This window comes from Timonella senegalensis JC301 (assembly GCF_000312125.1).
Lineage (GTDB): Bacteria > Actinomycetota > Actinomycetes > Actinomycetales > Cellulomonadaceae > Timonella > Timonella senegalensis.
In genome coordinates this window covers 224,100-240,619 of sequence record NZ_HE978643.1, presented here as the reverse complement: position 1 = coordinate 240,619, position 16,520 = coordinate 224,100, and the positions used below count along the sequence as shown (strand labels likewise).

General features: G+C 58.4%; 14 protein-coding genes. 5 read left to right on the top strand and 9 right to left on the bottom strand.

The features are described 5' to 3' along the window. Positions 1-143: 143 nt before the first annotated feature. The 5 genes from HGSM_RS08790 to HGSM_RS08770 all read right to left on the bottom strand — a co-directional run bounded on the left by HGSM_RS08790 (position 144) and on the right by HGSM_RS08770 (position 4,773). Entirely contained in the window at positions 144-491 is a 348-nt protein-coding gene (locus tag HGSM_RS08790; RefSeq protein ID WP_154646293.1) for a hypothetical protein, read from the bottom strand. Next, entirely contained in the window at positions 481-894 is a 414-nt protein-coding gene (gene fliS, locus HGSM_RS08785; protein ID WP_019148384.1) for a flagellar export chaperone FliS, read from the bottom strand. Before fliS ends, HGSM_RS08790 begins: the two co-directional genes overlap by 11 nt. 8 nt (positions 895-902) lie before the next feature. Further along, complete coding sequence (fliD, locus tag HGSM_RS08780; protein ID WP_040594911.1) at positions 903-2,255, bottom strand: flagellar filament capping protein FliD; 1,353 nt, start codon at positions 2,253-2,255, stop codon at positions 903-905. Between the two features lie 293 nt (positions 2,256-2,548). Further along, complete coding sequence (locus tag HGSM_RS08775) at positions 2,549-3,724, bottom strand: flagellin N-terminal helical domain-containing protein (RefSeq protein WP_019148382.1); 1,176 nt, start codon at positions 3,722-3,724, stop codon at positions 2,549-2,551. Positions 3,725-3,867: 143 nt separating this feature from the next. Beyond that, positions 3,868-4,773: a sigma-70 family RNA polymerase sigma factor gene (locus HGSM_RS08770; RefSeq protein WP_019148381.1), complete on the bottom strand. Its 906-nt coding sequence runs from the start codon at positions 4,771-4,773 to the stop codon at positions 3,868-3,870. Positions 4,774-5,108: 335 nt separating this feature from the next. Between HGSM_RS08770 and HGSM_RS08765 the strand changes: the two genes are divergently transcribed. The 4 genes from HGSM_RS08765 (at position 5,109) to HGSM_RS08750 (ending at position 9,175) form a co-directional block, all read left to right on the top strand. Next, a complete protein-coding gene (locus tag HGSM_RS08765) occupies positions 5,109-5,591 on the top strand; it encodes a flagellar protein FlgN (protein WP_019148380.1) in 483 nt (160 codons plus the stop codon). Positions 5,592-5,597: 6 nt separating this feature from the next. Further along, positions 5,598-7,001, top strand: a complete 1,404-nt coding sequence (gene flgK / locus HGSM_RS08760) for a flagellar hook-associated protein FlgK (protein WP_019148379.1) — start codon at positions 5,598-5,600, stop codon at positions 6,999-7,001. Further along, positions 6,998-7,906 carry a flagellar hook-associated protein FlgL gene (gene flgL, locus HGSM_RS08755; RefSeq protein ID WP_019148378.1) on the top strand — a complete coding sequence of 303 codons (909 nt, stop codon included), beginning with the start codon at positions 6,998-7,000 and terminating at the stop codon, positions 7,904-7,906. The genes flgK and flgL overlap by 4 nt, the downstream gene beginning before the upstream one ends. Before the next feature lie 120 nt (positions 7,907-8,026). Next, the gene (locus HGSM_RS08750; RefSeq protein WP_019148377.1) at positions 8,027-9,175 is read left to right on the top strand and encodes an HDOD domain-containing protein; all 1,149 of its coding nucleotides are present in this window, start codon (positions 8,027-8,029) and stop codon (positions 9,173-9,175) included. A gap of 114 nt (positions 9,176-9,289) precedes the next feature. Here the strand turns inward: HGSM_RS08750 and HGSM_RS08745 are convergent, their stop codons facing one another. Continuing rightward, complete coding sequence (locus HGSM_RS08745) at positions 9,290-10,165, bottom strand: hypothetical protein (RefSeq protein ID WP_019148376.1); 876 nt, start codon at positions 10,163-10,165, stop codon at positions 9,290-9,292. A 299-nt stretch (positions 10,166-10,464) separates the two neighbouring features. Between HGSM_RS08745 and HGSM_RS08740 the strand changes: the two genes are divergently transcribed. Continuing rightward, positions 10,465-12,111: a methyl-accepting chemotaxis protein gene (locus HGSM_RS08740; protein WP_230197524.1), complete on the top strand. Its 1,647-nt coding sequence runs from the start codon at positions 10,465-10,467 to the stop codon at positions 12,109-12,111. 165 nt (positions 12,112-12,276) lie between these two features. Here the strand turns inward: HGSM_RS08740 and HGSM_RS08735 are convergent, their stop codons facing one another. The 3 genes from HGSM_RS08735 to mmsA all read right to left on the bottom strand — a co-directional run bounded on the left by HGSM_RS08735 (position 12,277) and on the right by mmsA (position 16,444). Continuing rightward, positions 12,277-13,401 (bottom strand): substrate-binding domain-containing protein, encoded by a 1,125-nt coding sequence (locus tag HGSM_RS08735; RefSeq protein ID WP_019148374.1) that lies wholly within the window; start codon positions 13,399-13,401, stop codon positions 12,277-12,279. Positions 13,402-13,591: 190 nt separating this feature from the next. Further along, positions 13,592-14,875 carry an ABC transporter permease subunit gene (locus tag HGSM_RS08730; RefSeq protein WP_019148373.1) on the bottom strand — a complete coding sequence of 428 codons (1,284 nt, stop codon included), beginning with the start codon at positions 14,873-14,875 and terminating at the stop codon, positions 13,592-13,594. Between the two features lie 24 nt (positions 14,876-14,899). After that, positions 14,900-16,444, bottom strand: a complete 1,545-nt coding sequence (gene mmsA, locus HGSM_RS08725) for a multiple monosaccharide ABC transporter ATP-binding protein (protein ID WP_019148372.1) — start codon at positions 16,442-16,444, stop codon at positions 14,900-14,902. Positions 16,445-16,520: the final 76 nt, after the last annotated feature.

The following is a 16,520-nucleotide window of genomic DNA, read 5'->3' as shown; positions in this document are numbered from 1 at the left end:
GGCCAGCAAATCGGGCACTCCTTGCCCCCTGTTTTACCTATCGGCCTAAGTCTTCAACCCATAAGCAAAACATGTGGACTTCTCCCCATGTTTGTTTGGTGGCTACCGACTGGGCTCGTGACTCACCTCAGGGGCGCAGCCAACTAGCCCTCAAGGTCAAGAATGTGCGATGCAGTGTCGCGGACGAGCCTCCGGGCGCTCAGCGCCTCAATCCGACCGCGTACGCTGGTCAGGGCCTTTTCAAGCCGTGGTTGCATGGAGGTGACCCGAGCCAGCAGGACCTCAAGTTCGGCAGCATCCTCCGGTCCAGCTAGGCTCGCGGCCGTCACGTCTAGGCGCACAGCGTTGAATGCCGCGGAATCCATTCGCTCGGCAATGCCTGCCCAAGCGTCATCGTCGAGCCCGGAACGCTCCATCACAGCGCACGCGGCCTCGAGTTGATCGAGTACCGCCCTCTGCCCGTCTACGTACGCGCGAAGCTCAGCCGACACCGAGGCCTCCCCCATTGTGTGTTGGTGCTCCTGCGCCCATCGCTGCGGCTTCGCGCCAACCGACTCGGAGTTCCTCGAGGATCTCCCGGCACTCTGCCATCTCTTCGCTGCTCTTAGTCAGATTCGCGGTGAGCAATGCCGAGTACAGGTGAAGGTACAGAGCGCGCAGTTGGGCGCCCCCTTCCCACACGGTCACGTCCAGTGAGTTTGTCAGCTCCGTGACGATGTCTTGGGCATGGATGAGGTGCCCTGAAACGAGGTGCAGATTTCCGGTTTCCACAGCACTTTCTGCCCTGCGGATATCAAGAATCGCACGGTCGTACAGCATGATCAGGAGCGCAGCCGGGCTGGCGCTCATGACAGAGTTCTTCAGGTACTCATCGCGGTTGTTCTGATAGCTCATGGTGTTCCTTACTTGGCAGAGTTGCCCGACAGCGACAACAACGCGCCCGACAGTGATGACCCTTGATTTTGCAGGGATGAGAGTGCAACTTCCATCGCAGTGTAGGTGGCTACGAGGTTCGCCCTTCTCTGTTCAAGCCGGATATCCCACTGCTCGATTTGTTTTCCGTACTCGGTGACGAGCGCCTGCTGTGACTGGACCCGTAGGGTGAGCGAGCCTTCGTACGTGTCGGAGTACGAGTTGCCCACGTTTTCGATTCGCGATCCCAGTTCGCTCAGAAATGCTTGGGTTCCGGCGGGATCTGATTCCCAGGCCTTCGCGAACTTCTCGGCGTCAAAGGTGAGCTGCCCGTCGTTGCCCAGCGAGATTCCGATAGTCGCCGGCGACTTTCCGCCGACGGGGTGCATGACGGCCTCGGTCAGTCCGGTCACAATGGACCTGGTGGTGGAGTCACTCGTGAAGATTCCACCGGTCGTGATGGGGTTGCCATCCTTGTCCGTGGATGTGGTCACGCTTGATCGCGATGCGATCTCGCTGAGTACCTGGTTCACCTGGCTAACGAGGTCAGTGCCGAGCTTGGTGACCGCTGCAGTGTCCCGGTTCACGTCCACGGCTACGGCTTCGTCGGTCACCTTGCTGACGGTGATATTGACGCCCTTGACCACGTTCGAGAAGGTGTTGCTAGCGCTGGTCACTTGCGTACCGTCCAGTCCAAGGGAGGGCCACAGCGTGATCTGTGCGTCCGCCGCCTGGCGCATCGTTTGAAAACCTGATTCACCACTTCCCGACGATATTGCGAACGTACCTTCATTGGTTCCGGTCGTGGTGCTGGTCAGTTGAAGGCGTTGTCCAACCTCAGTCCTGATGACTGTGGCCTTGATTCCCGCGTCCCTAAGCCCGTTGATCGAGGAGGCTAGATCTTCAAGCGACTCCGACTCCGGCGTCACCGCGAAGCTCTTCATTTCTCCACCGGTGCCTGTGGTGAAGGTAAACTCACCGTCTGTGAGCAGCGTGCCCGCATCGCTGAGCGCACCGGAAAGTGTAGATTTTCCTGTAGCCAGCTTGTCTACCGAGAACTCGAGCGTTGACGCAGTTGCGCCTTCCGCAGTGGTGACGGTGACGCTCGGATCAGTTGAGTTCCCCCTCCACACGTCGAAGCTGGCTCCCTTCGCGACCTTCCCCGCCTGCTCTGTCATGGAACCAAGCTTGACGTTGAGTGCCTTCAGCGCGGAAATAAACGTCTCCGTGCTCGCCTTTTTGGTAGCGATGTGGTTCTTGGGGATGCTCTCGATCTTCATGAGCGACTCGATGATCTCGTCGGTGTTCAATCCAGAAACGATTCCGCCGATGGACATACTCATGTAAGGCTCCTAATCTCACGCGATGAGGCCGCACCGTGAGCACCTCAGCCCGCGCAAGCATTTCGAGCGGAAGAAGGCGAATGGGGTGAGGGATATTCTTCCTATCTGATCGGCGCAAGTTGGTTGTTCATAAGGGTTTTTGCGCGCTCGCGGGACACCCCTTCCACGGCTACGCACAAACAAAAAGCGTGGACGTGCAGCTTCAAGGAGCCGCACGTCCACGCCGTGAGTTTCTCAACTACAGGTCACCCAACGGGTACGAGTCAAGCCCGTGCAGCCCGTGGGGGAACTAGTTAGCGGAGGAGGGAAAGAACACCCTGAGGGATCTGGTTTGCCTGAGCGAGCATCGCGGTGCCGGCCTGGGAGAGAATCTGGTTCTTGGTGAAGTTAACCATTTCATCTGCCATGTCGGTGTCGCGGATGCGTGATTCAGAAGCCGAGAGGTTCTCCACTGCAACGTTGATGTTCTTGATGGTGTGTTCGAGTCGGTTCTGGTTTGCACCGAGCTCCGCGCGAGCGGTCGAAACCTTCTCGATCTCAGAGTCAATGAGCTTGATCGAAGCCTGTGCGTTCTCAGCCGTGTCGAACTTGATACCACCGGTGAGAGCGGTACCTGCAAGGCCGGCACCAAGACCGGTACCTGCGGTTGCATTGTCGACGTTCGTCAGGGTTCCACCGTTGATTGCCGACACCGTGATACCGGTACCTGCGCCGTTAGCGTCCTTGTTCACGGACACCGTGAAGTTGGAGGCAAAGGCCTGGTCCTTACGCAGTGCTTCAGCCAGCTTTTCAACGCTGTCGTACGAACCCGCAGTGCCAAGGTCACCAGTGGTGATGGTCGACTTTACGCCATCCTTCTCAGTGGTGAAGTTCATTACGCCGGCCACAGTTGCGATATCAGCGATCGCAAAGCTGGTGCCAGTGGTCTGAAGGTTTCCACCCGAGAGGTTTTGCGAGATTGCGGAGACGTTCGCACCCGAGAGGCTTACAGCAATCTGGCTGTTCGCGTCGCCATCGGCACCGACCTGGAACTTAAGTGATGGAGCTGATCCGTCAAGGAGGTTGGTGCCGTTGAAGTTGGTGGACTTTGCAATACGGTCAAGCTCAGATACCAGCGAGTCGGATTCAGTCTTGATGTTTGCGCGCGCCTTGTCGTTGTTCGAGTCGTTAGCACCCTGAACAGCGAGGTCACGGACACGCTGGAGAATTGCGTGAACTTCGGTGAGGGCGCCTTCAGCGGTCTGCACCACCGAAATGCCATCCTGAGCGTTACGTGCAGCAACCTTGAGGCCACCAACCTGGGAGCGAAGGCCCTCAGAGATTGCAAGGCCTGCAGCGTCGTCAGCCGCACGGTTGATGCGGAAGCCCGAGGAGAGCTTTTCCAGCGACTTGGACATGTCGTTCTGGGTGTTGGAAAGGTTGCGGTACGAGTTAACGGCCGCGATGTTCTGGTTAATCGAGAGTCCCATTGTGGTTATCCTCCGTGATGAATGGGTTTTCCAACGGGCGCCATCCGTGGCACCTGTTCCCCCACCCCATCGGATGCTTTGAACTCGGTGTTAGCAAAAACTACAAGGAAGTTTTCGGGAGACTCGATCGCCGCTCAAGGGAGCTATGCCATGAGGTTGGAAACCGCCACCTTGGCGCGTGCCGGTGGTGAACCGGCGGCGCTGGCCGCGAGCTGTTGGAGCGCGACTGATCCGGTGGCCCGTGAGTTCCGGGCAGCATTCACATTGGACTCGACCTTACGCCCGATTTCCGCGTAGTAGTCCTGCCGCCGGCGCGCGGCCGCCCCCTGCTTGACGCCCTCCTCACGCTTTACCTCAGGGGCCAAGTGGTTATTCAGACCGTCGCGAAGGAGCGCAATGGCCTCTGCTCGAAGCTGAGAGACCCGCGACTGCGTCAGGCCAAGTTCTTCGGCGAGATCCGTGACCATTCGATCACGGAAGTATGTTTCCTCAACTACATATCGGAGCCGCTCGGGCAGCACCTCGATGGCGGAACGCAAATACAGCATGCGCTCACTCATGAGCACCTCTGCTTCCGGAGTGGGCGCATTTGCCGGTACCGAAATCGCGAGTGAGCCGTCGTACGCGTCGTAGCTGAGGACCTTGGTTTCGGCCGTGTCGCGGATTGCATCAACCTCACTGGTCACAATGCCAAGTGAGGCAGCAATCTCATCCCGGGATGGAGCCCTCCCCAGATTCGCAGTCATGACCTCCACGGTTTTGGCGTACTCACGGATCTTGCGACGAGCACCGCGTGAGACCCAGTCCATCGAACGCAGTTCGTCAACCAGCGCTCCCTTGATGCGAATCGCAGCGTACCGGGGAAAAGGTACTCCGGAGGACTCGTCATAGGACAGCGCCGTCTGCACGAGCGCGAGGTAGCCCGCGGAGGCCAATTCATCGCGAGTTACCTGGGGTGGAACTCGCTGAAGCATCTCCGTGACGTGATAGCCAACGACGTGCATATGCGTCTCAACCAGTGCGCGCTGATCGGCGGAGAGTGTGTTCATTGCACAAGATAATCACAAGAAATTCACCCTCCCCATAGGGAGGATGAAATCTCTTCACCAAAAAAGGGTCTGGTCAATGGGGAGCGGTACCCATAACCGTTGTAAACACTGGGAAACCGCTGTGAACTCAGCAGGTACTGCGATCTGCGTCACAGGGTTTTCGGCGTGGCTAAAACTTTCCGCGTGGTCTAAATTCAAGGGGATCCACTCGTCAAACGCGCCGTATCCCCCACGTTCTGCGCCACAGACGACGGGTCACACTATTCACCTAATAGAGTGTGGCAGCCTACCGACTGGTCTAGTAGATGCCACTAGTTACAGCGCAGGAGAAACGAATGAGTCTGCAGACCCTCAACAGCCTGCTTTGGAACCAGCGGCAACTATTGGAAACCCTGCTGTTCAAGCTTGAGGAAGAGCAGTTGCTGCTTACGTCCGGACGCTCTCGCTGGTTACCACGTGCCACCACGGAGGTAGAGGCCGTAGTTGAGCAGCTCCGAGAAGCCGAACTTGCTCGTGCGATTGAATCCTCGTCCGTATGCACTGAACTTGGTATCGATCCCGGCGCGCCCCTCTCAGAGGTTGCCGCAAACGTTCCCGCGCAGTGGCAAGACATTCTGGCTGGACACCGTGTCGCGCTCATTCAGCTGACCTCAGAGATCGAGCAGGTTTCCTCGAGTAATCGTGAATTGCTCTCGTCGTCGCAGCGAGCCATCGCCGAGACGCTGTCGCACCTTGACGCAACAACAGCGACATATACGGAGCAAGGAACAGCAACTTCAGTTGAAACTAACCCCCGGCTCTTCGATCAGAATCTCTAGTGAACAATGAGTACTTTCTCCGGCCTCAACACGGCCTTCTCATCCTTGAACGCACAGCGCGTCGCGCTTGAGGTGTCTGGGCAGAACATCGCCAATGCCAATACCGTTGGGTACACGCGCCAGCGGGCCCATCTTGAGTCGGTGTCTGGGGCGCAGATCTCGCGCGGCACTTATTCACAGCCCGTCGGGCAGGGCGTTTCGATCAAGGGAATTGAACGACTCGGCGACCTGTTCTTGGACGCACGCGTCCGTTCCACAGGTTCCTCAGCAGCGATGCTCTCAGCACGTGCTGACGCCTACGCTCGGATCGAGTCGATCTTGAATGAGCCCTCAGACGACGGAATCTCTCATTCATTCAACGAACTCTGGTCCGGATTCCAAGAAGTGGCCAAAAGCCCACAGACTCTAGCCACCAAGCAGGTAGTGCTCGAGCAATCACGTGCGCTCGCTTCAGAGCTGCGTAATGGTTACAGTGCACTCGAAACTCAGTGGATCCAACAGCACCAAGAGATCACCGGACAAGTAGCAGAGATCAACGCCGCTGCTGCCAGTGTCGCGGAGTTCAACACCCAGATTCAGCTGATGAATGTGAGCGGCGGCAATGCGAGCGAACTCATTGACCAACGCCAGCTGGTAATCCAGCAACTCGCGGAATCAGCCGGTGCGACTGCGCGGTTCCGGGAGGACGGCACGGTTGACGTTTCGGTAGGCGGCAATATCTTGGTCTCGGGAAACAGCGCACAAAAACTCGCCGTGACCGGGCCTAGCACTCTCCAGGGCGTGATGGGCGCTACTGCTCAGACGCTCCAGGTAGTGTGGGAACGCCCGGGTAGCGCGATTGTGAACTTTGATGGTGGGGAGATCTCTGGCAAGCTCCTAGCTACTGCACCCGCAGGACAAGGTGGACTCATCGCCAAGGCCGCACAGGGATACAACGACGTCGCAACCTCGCTCGCCACTTCAGTCAATGGCCTCTTGGCAAAAGCCGACGGCGGCAAGCCGCTGTTTGCGCTCGGCGGGGACCCCGCAGCCAAGACGCTCTCAATCACACTGACCGACCCAGAGGACCTCAAGGTCGGTGCGCCAAACATGGGTGAGTTTGATGGTTCGATCGCGGACGAGATTGCGCAATTGGGTTCCTCCATTGACGGACCCTCCGCACAGTGGAAAACATTCGTAGTCAAGGTCGGCGTCGAGGCAAAATCTTCGGCGGCCTCGGCGGAGGTTGCTTACTCCGCGTTTGAGACCGCCGCGACCCTACAACTATCCAACGCGAGCGTGGACATCGACGAGGAAACGGTCAACCTCCTCACTTACCAGCGCGGCTATCAGGCCGCGTCTCGGGTACTGACCACTATCGACGAGATGCTCGACCAGCTCATTAACCGCACAGGAGTTGTTGGACGATGAACTTCCGCACCACCCACACCGTTGCCCAGCGCAGTTCTCTGGCGAACATGCAGAAGAACCTAGCTGCCATGGCAAAGCTCCAGGAGCAGGCGTCGTCCGGTAAACGCATCAACAAGATCTCGGACGACCCTTCCATGGCTGCTGACGCCCTGTCACTGCGCAGGGAGCAGTCCGCAAGCGCACAGTACGCTCGCAATGCACAAGACGGCCAGGCGTGGCTCAACCTTGCAGACTCCGCGATCATGTCCACCTCAACTCTCTTGCGTCGTGCGCGGGACTTGGTCACCCAGGGGGCAAACACCGGCACGCAAAATGGTGAGACACGCGAAGCCCTCGCCGTCGAACTCGATGGAATCAAGTCGGCGCTGCTCGACCAAGCGAACACTAAATACCTCGGACGCAGTGTCTTCGCTGGGACATCGGGGGAATCTCACGCGTTCGACAAGGAGACATACGCTTTTTCTGGTGTTGAGCAGGCTGTAGTCGAGCGCCGGATCTCCGATTCCACCACTGTGCGAGTAGATGTAGCGGGCACCGAAGTGTTCGGTGGCGACTCCACCGACCCGAGCAGCCCCGACTACTCGGTGTTCAAACTCATTGATGACATCACCGCTACCCTGCGTACCGGCGGCGACCCCGCACCTGCGTTGAACCAGATCGACACCCGCCTGGCAAAGGTGTTAAACGCGGGGGCAACGGTCGGCGCACGAACCAACCAGATCGAGAGCGCCGCTGAGAGGGCATCGTTCCGCGCGTCTTCGTTGCGCTCGGACATCTCTGGCATCGAGCACATCGACCTTGCCCAGACGGTCATTGACTTGAAGATCCAAGAAGTCGCCTACACGGCATCTCTCAACGTGACCTCGAAGGTGCTCCAGCCCACTCTGCTCGACTACCTCCGTTAGTGGATCTGTAGGTGGGCTTGTCGTGTGCGCGGGCCCACCCACACGAATCCCTCATGTGATCTGTTCCAAGGCCGATTGGCTCGGTAGAAGTTGTTCAGCACCGACTACCTTGGAGGCCTCATGCATAGCACTCTGCGCCCCACCTGCCCATTCTTCCGGCTCGCGCTCAATAGCGCAGACGGCACCCGCAAGGCCTACGTTCTCGTCCCAGTTCACGTGATTCGCGCGTTCGAAGGTCAACCAAACTCTCCCGAGGTGCTGGGGGCGCAGTACGACGCTGACGTCGACCAAGCCGCACTCGCAGCAGATGCCCCCACCTTCTTATGGATTGACGATTCCTTTGGGATTCCTCCCATCGAAGTGCCCTCCACTTTCTCGGGCGTGATCGTGGAACAGTCCGTCGTGACCAACAACAACTGGGCCCAAGACCTGCTTGAACTCACGGCACGAGACATTACCGTCCTAGTCCATTCCCACGACCCAGCCACTCTGCCAACGGAGCTCGCAGCGAGCGCCGCGGGAATCGTCGTAAATCCTGGTGCGGCCACCAACCAGCCGGACGGGCAGATTATCTGGACTCTTGGTCACAACCTCAGCGCCCAGGCGCTTGCTGGGCGCATGCACATTGGGCCCGTACACACTGTCGCAGCTCAGAGTGGCGCGGAACTGGCACCTGGTGATGCCCAGTGCCTCCGAGCGATGCAGTTGCTGTCCGACTCCAACACAGACTTCAGGGACGTTGCCGCAGTACTGAACCTTGACCCGGTCATCGCGGTACGGGCGCTGCATATGGCAAACTCTGCTGCGTTTGGCCTGTCGAATCGGCTTGACTCGCTACAGTCCGCCCTCACATTCCTGGGGACCGGACGGATCAACACGCTGCTGCTGACCTCGCTCATTAGCTCACGCCAGCCAGACCCTGACCTGCTCTGGTTCCTTCTCAACAGGGCGGAGACCTGTCGCAGGCTCTCAGGAGGTGGCGACGCGGCCTACATGGCGGGACTGGTCTCCTCCCTCGCAGACGAGACTGGCACGGACCCGCTCTCCATTGCGGAGCAGGCGGGCGCGTCCCAGTACATTCAGAGCGCTTTCTCCACTGCTGGCAGCGGGCTCGGCGCGGTGCTACGTGCGGTCAAGGCCTACGAACTGGGCGACATTGCACGCATTCGATACGCCGGTCTCGACCCAGAGGCCGTTGCGTCCGCATACTTTGAGTCTCTCCCCCACACCCGCATCGCAATTACCCAGTTACTCGCCGCGGGCCACTGAGGCCACACTGACGCCGAAGCCGGATGTAGCGAGCACACCTACATGTAAGGGCGTGGTGCAGTTGCACCACGCCCTTACATGTCCCGACTACTCACCCCAGCAGCACACCTACGCCTACGTAGCATCCGCACTCGGCGGGTCAATCTGACCTTCCAACAGGTTGAGCGACTGCTGGTAGTCATTCATGCGTTCCCTCTCTTTGGCCACGCGAGGTGCCAGCTGCGCACGGCCTTCGCTCAGTGCTTTGTCCACTCGATACAGAAGGTCGAGGAGCCCGTCCCTCCCTACGGGTAGCTGACGGTACTGGGGGTTGAGAAGCGAGCGTAGCGACTGTTCACCATCTTTGATTAGCGCCTCGAGCGCAAGCATCTTGTGCTGTGCAACGTCGAGTTCCTCGTTCGTCACAAGATCCGCACCAGCCATCGAGGCAAGTTCTCGGCGCACCGAACGAAGTAACTCCCCCAGTTCTTGAACCCTCCACATCAGCAGGTGTGCCTCGACCGCACGATCTGGGTTCTCCTGTGCAAAAGCGTTGACCTGGCGATAGTCAGCGCCACTTATTCTGTGCAAGACCCTTCCCGCGCTGGAGCGTTCGAGCTCCGCTACATCGAGTGGGGTGGCAACCTCAAGTTCCACATCGTGATGCACGTACAGCGCCGCCGCATACAGCGCCAACGGAACGAGCGCCCATCCAATCGGCAGGTCTTTGATCACGACGACAAGAAACAGTGCCGCTCCAAGAAGCAGGATAGGCACCTGCACTAACTCCATCACGGCAAATGTTCGTTCATACCGTTCACGCTGTGCATAGACAGCGGCGAGATTCTCAGCAACGCGCGGCTCGCAGTGAGGACTCACCACATAGTGCGTTGCTCGCGAGGGCGCGCTGTCTTCAGCTTGCTGGCGCAGGTCCTTGACTTCGATCCAGCGCGGGATAGAAATGATTCGCTGCCCGCTCTCAATCGGGTTCACGTTGGGGTTTTCGCTCATTGCTCTCCAGCTCTCTGCGATTCAAACTCCCCTAGAAGGGCCGTCCATGGTCCCTCTTGCATCCTCTGCTGCAGGTGGAGTTCACGTGCTCAGTCGGTTCAATCGTCACGTTGAGTGCAGAAATGAGCAGGTTTGCGGATCCTGGCGCATGACGTGACGGCTTCCGTGGCACAATTCTTTGGCTCGGCGGCCTTATAGGTCGTGCGTAACCGCCGATCTGTTGGGCACAGGAAGGTTTCCGCTTCCTCTCCGTCAGCGCGCCAGGAGGGCACGCTGTGTCAATCACCATGAAGGTAGCCATGACAAACTTGCCCACGGCACATACTTCCGCACGAGAACCGATCGTCGAGCCCGCTTCGACCGGTCGAGGCCGGACCTTTCGCACGAGTTCGCTTCGCACCCGAATGCTCTTTACAGCGATCGTGGGAGCGGTCACCACGATTCTGGTTACGACATCTGGACTCCTCGCACTAAGCTTTGTGAAGTCCCAAACCGAAGAGCTGGAACGCGGGGTCACGGTAGTTATTGACTCCTTTGAGGATCTCCAGTCCGAAATCTGGGAAGCCCGACTCTCTGTTGCACTCGCCAAGTCAGGCGCATCCGTTGGCCTCGTGGACCGCCAACTCGCCGACGTCAAGTCCAAGTTTGACTCTATTGACACTTTGCTTGCTGCGTACGACACGGCCTTCGATATTCCGCAGAATGATGAGTTGGCTTCTGCCATTGCGGATTACAAGTCCGTGGTGGTTGATGAGTTCTTCCCTGCACTCAAGACTGGACAGGGCGCCACCTCTGAGGCTGTTCGCGATACCCGGGTCTCGCCAGCAGCCGACAAGATGCTTGTGTCCGTTAACCAAATCCGTGACGCTGTAAATGCTGAGGCAACGTCCATCGCGCAACGCACCAGCGCTGGTGTCCGCAACTCCATTTTCATCATGCTTGCGCTTGGAGTTATTGGCGCTGGCGCATCGCTGAGTCTCGCACAGCTCACGGCTCGCCGCATCAGCCGCGATGTGAACTCCGTAAACGACTCCCTCAAGGCCCTCGCTCTCGGAGACTTGACCAAGGTGCCTTCGGTACAGTCTAGGGACGAGACCGGCCAGATGGCGCAGTCGCTTATTGTTGCGCAGGATGCTCTTCGTAGCACGCTACGTGACGTGGTTGGGAACTCGGAACAGTCCGTCGAACTCACGCAAACACCTTCGGCGGCTTCTTCCCAACTCGCAGCCGCCTCCGCTGAGACTGCCACCCAGATTTCCGTTGTTGCCTCGGCCGCAGACCAAGTCTCTGGCAACGTCCAGACCGTGGCTGCTGGCGCCGAGCAGATGAGCGCTTCGATCCGCGAGATCGCCCAGAATGCGCAGGAGGCAACCGCAGTGGCACAAACTGCTGCCGCAACTGCGGATGCCACCAACGTGACCATTTCGCGTCTTGGTGACAGCTCCAAGGAAATTGGCGACGTCATTAAGACGATTACCTCGATCGCTGAGCAGACGAACTTGCTCGCACTCAACGCTACGATCGAGGCGGCTCGCGCGGGAGAGGCTGGCAAGGGCTTTGCCGTTGTTGCGAGTGAGGTCAAGGATCTTGCAGCCGAGTCCGCTCGCGCTGCCGAGGACGTGGCTCGCCGGGTAGAGGCCATCCAGAACGATACGAGCTCTGCAGTGAGCGCAATTGTTCAGATCTCCGAGATCATCGGAACCATCAACAACTACCAGCTCACAATCGCTTCTGCGGTGGAAGAGCAGACCGCGACCACGAACGAGATGAGCCGTTCTGCGACGGAAGCGGCAACCGGCTCAATTGAGATTGCGGCCAATATCAATGCTGTTGCGTCCACCGTGGAAGAAACAACTTCTGCCGTTTCTGAAATGGACCGCAACATCGAAGCTGTTGCTGAAGGTGCCCGCGGAATTGAAAAGGACGTCAACGTCTTCGTCTTCTAGACATTTTTTCAAACCATTAACGACGATTGACTCGCTTTCTCATGAGAAGGCGAGTCAATCGTCGTTAAGTTATGCAGATGCGGCTACGCCGCGCCAAGAGGAGAACAGCGGGGAGGACCGGCGAATGCCGGCCCTCCCCGCTGTGTGCACCTGGTGCGAAGGGTCCTACTTAACTAGGTCACCCACGAATGGGTCGCCTGCGTAGACTTCCTTTGCGTTCTCCTTGGTCACCACAACTGGCTCGAGGAGGAACGATGGAACGACCTTGACACCGTTGTCGTACGACTCGGTGTCGTTGATCTGAGGCTGTTCACCCTTCTGAAGCGCGATGACTGCGTTGATGGATTCCTTCACAAGCTCACGCGTGTCCTTGTAGATGGTCGAGTACTGGCGTCCGTCAAGGACCCACTTGACCGACTCAACCTCGGAGTCCTGACCGGTTGCAACTGGGATATAGTCCTTACCGGCCTGGTCAACAGCGGTCAGTGCGGCACGCGCAAGCGTGTCGTTTGGCGAGAGGATTCCGTGGAGTTCTTCCTTCTCGTAGTTTGCGGTCATGATGGTGGAGAAGCGCGACTGGGCGTTCTCTGCCTTCCAACCCTGGGTAGCAACCTGGTCGAACTTGGTCTGGCCCGAAAGGATCTTCAGGGTGCCGTCGTCGATCTTTGGCTGCAGCTTGGACATTGCCCCGTCAAAGAACTTTGCCGAGTTGGCGTCGTCCGGGGAGCCTGCAAGGAGCTCAATGTTGTATGGGCCCGATCCCTTGAGAGCCGCGAGGCCCTGTAGGAGCGAGTCACCTTGGAGTTCACCAACCCTAAATGGGTCGAACGCGATATACATGTCCACGTCCTTGGTGTTGGTCAGCAGACGGTCGTACGCGATAACCGTAATGCCTTCCTTCTTAGCCTCCTCGGCCTGTGCGCCCAGCTGTCCACCGTCGACTGCTCCAATGATCAGGACCTTCACGCCCGAGGTAATCATTGCGCCGATCTGCTGCTGCTGCTCGGAGGCACCGTTGTTGGCAAACTGAACCATAGGTTCAAATCCGGCATCCTTGAGTCCCTGGTTGAACAGGTCCTCTGCCAGAACCCAGTTCTCTGAGGTCTGCTGTGGGAGGGAGACGCCGATCTTGGCGCCCGCGTCAAAGCCCGCTGGAGCCTCCGAACCCGCGGTTCCGGTGCCCGTGTCTGTTGGGGTTTCCCCATCGCCACGCTCGCTGGTACTGCAACCGGCGAGCATCATTGCTGCAACGGCACCTAGGGCAAGAGAAGTGCGAAGTGTCTTTCTCATGTGCATACCTTTATCAAGAGTTCACCGTGTGGTGAGTAGGTCAGTGGAAAGCCTCCACTTGGGCGATTCGGACGAGCCGAGTTGTGCGCTGTGCGGTGACGAAGCAGTTCAGCTGTGAAGCCTGCTCCGCACCGCCTGAGGTGAGCAGAACGCACTGCGAACAGGGCGACTCTGCAAGCAGGCGCGGCGGTTATGCGATTTCAGTTGGTTTGGATGGATCTACTGGGCCAACCTGCGTGATTGCCCCACCTGAGGCGCCATCACTCGGCGCTCCCTTTTTCCGGGTCAACCATCCGGTGATGGATGGCCGGCCCTGGGTCTTGTTGTAGACGTCAAAGGCGACGGCCGCGAGGAGCACGAGGCCTTTGATCATCTGCTGGCTTGCGGCGCCGATACTCATGAGCTGGAGGCCGTTGTTCAAAACCGCCATAACCATGCCACCGATGATGGAGCCCATCACGGTGCCCACACCTCCAGAGACAGCCGCGCCGCCGATGAATACAGCGGCAATGACGTCGAGTTCCCAGTTCAGGCCGTCGGCCGGACCGGATGCTCGCATGCGCCCAATGAACGGGATGCCGGCAAGCGAGGCGAGGACGGACATGTTCAGCATGACAAAGAAGTAGGTGCCCTTGGTGTTCACACCCGAGAGAGCAGCCGCGGCCTTGTTACCACCAACCGCATACACGTGACGACCGATCGTGGTTCGCGTTGTCACGAACGTGTAAATGATAGCCAAGACCACGAGGATTACGCCGGGGATCGGGAACGAGGTGCCCGGGCGTCCCGTGCCGAACAGTTGGACGAGGTACCCAATTACCACACCGAACAGGACGAGCTTGAGGAGAGACGCATACAGGGGTGGCACATCGGCGTTGATGCGGGTCAGGCGTGCGCGCTTGCGGAACTCGAGGAAAACGAGAGCGAGGATCGCCACGATTCCCAGCAGGAGCGTCGAGTTATTCATGCCCGTGTTGGGGCCCCATTCGGGAAGGTAGCCGGAGCCCATCTTCTGGATTTCCTCAGGCACGGGGATGGTTTTGGAGTGACCGATGTACTGGTTCAGTCCGCGGAAGAACATCATGCCGGCCAAGGTAGTGATGAAGCCTGGGATACCTACCTGGGCGAGCCAGAAGCCCTGCCAAGAACCAATGAGGAAGCCGAGTGCGATTCCGAGAAGCACAGCCAAGGCCCAATGGAGCTCCCACTCAGCGGTGGCAAGCGCCACGACGATTCCGACTGTCGCAGCAACGCTTCCCACTGAAAGGTCAATGTGCCCAATCACGATCACCATGAGCATGCCCATGGTCATGATGAGCACGTGCGAGTTGTTGATGATGATGTTCATCGCGTTGGACGGGGTCAGGACGTTGCCGCCTGTCTGCCACTGGAAGAACACGATCAGGGCGAGCAAGGCAAAGATCATGCCGAAGCCGCGAACGTTTCCTTTGAAACTGTCCATGAACCGGGCCATTGGTTTTCCTTAGCTAGTGAGCCGTCAGACGGCGGCCGAAGTAGGGGTAGTCATGAGGCGCATGAGGTTTTCCTGAGTCGCAACTCCGCGACTCACATCGCCCGTTATGCGTCCTTCAAAGATCGTGTAGATTCTGTCGCAGATTCCAAGAAGCTCAGGCAGCTCTGACGAGATGACGACTACGCCTTTGCCCTGGTCTGCAAGTTTCTGAATGAGGCCGTAGATCTCGTACTTCGCGCCGACATCGATACCGCGCGTGGGTTCGTCGAGGATGAGCACGTCAGGTTCAGTGAACAGCCACTTGGCAAGGACGGCCTTCTGCTGGTTACCACCGGAAAGGGTGTTGATGTTGCGATACACATCGTTGACCTTGATCCGCAGCGACTTTCTGTACCCCTCCGCCGCCTTGTACTCCTCGATCTCATCGATGACAGTGCGGGTCGAGATCTTGCGCAACCCAGCGGAGACGATGGTCTGCATGACGGAGTCCAGCAGGTTGAGGCCCAGCGACTTGCGGTCTTCTGACAGGTAGGCAACGCCCGACTCGATCGCTTTACGCACGCTCGTCAGCTCAATGAGCTTGCCGTCCTTGTAAATCTGACCTGCCACGAATTTCCCGTAACTGCGGCCAAAGATAGAGCGCGCGAGCTCCGTCCGGCCAGCGCCCATGAGCCCGGCAAATCCAACAATCTCGCCGCGTCTGACGTTGAACTCCGACCCCTTGCACACCATGCGGCCAGGCACTTGAGGGTGCTCCACCGTCCAGTTCTTCACCTCGAAGAACACCTCGCCGATCTGGGGCGTGTGGTCGGGATAACGCGCGTCCATAGAGCGTCCCACCATGCCCCGGATGATACGGTCCTGGTCGATCTCGCCGGCCTTCACGGACAGTGTTTCCACTGTTTTACCGTCACGAATGATCGTGATGGTGTCAGCGATCTCCTCGATCTCGTTGAGTTTGTGAGAGATCATGATGCAGGTCATGCCCTTGGACTTGAGCCCGCGCAGTAGGTTGAGTAGGTCCTCAGAGTCGTCTTCGTTGAGCGCGGAGGTCGGCTCATCGAGGATGAGAAGTTTGACGTCCTTGGACAGTGCCTTGGCGATTTCGACGAGCTGCTGCTTACCCACGCCAATGTTCTTGATCGCGGTATCAGGAGACTCTTGGAGGCCCACGCGTGCCATCAGGTCCATGGACCGGCGCCGAGCCTCGAGCCAATCGATTCCGATTCCCGATTTTGGTTCGTTGCCAAGGAAGATGTTCTCCATGATGGAGAGCTCAGGGATAAGCGCAAGTTCCTGGTGAATGATCGCGATTCCCGCAGCCTCAGACGCTTTAATGTCCTTGAATTCAACGCTCTCCCCTTGGAAGACCAACTCCCCCTCAAAGGTTCCATGCGGATAAACGCCGGATAGCACCTTCATGAGAGTGGACTTCCCCGCGCCGTTCTCACCGCAGATGGCGTGGATCTCGCCCGCGCGCACCTGGAGGTTGACATCGTCCAGCGCGCGCACGCCAGGGAAGACCTTGGTTATGTGTTTCATCTCAAGGACCACATGGTTGTCTGACATCACTTGTCTCCTAGCGCCTTTGCTATGTGAAAACAGTTCCGCAACTACGGTATAGCGATTCTGTGACCAAAGTAAC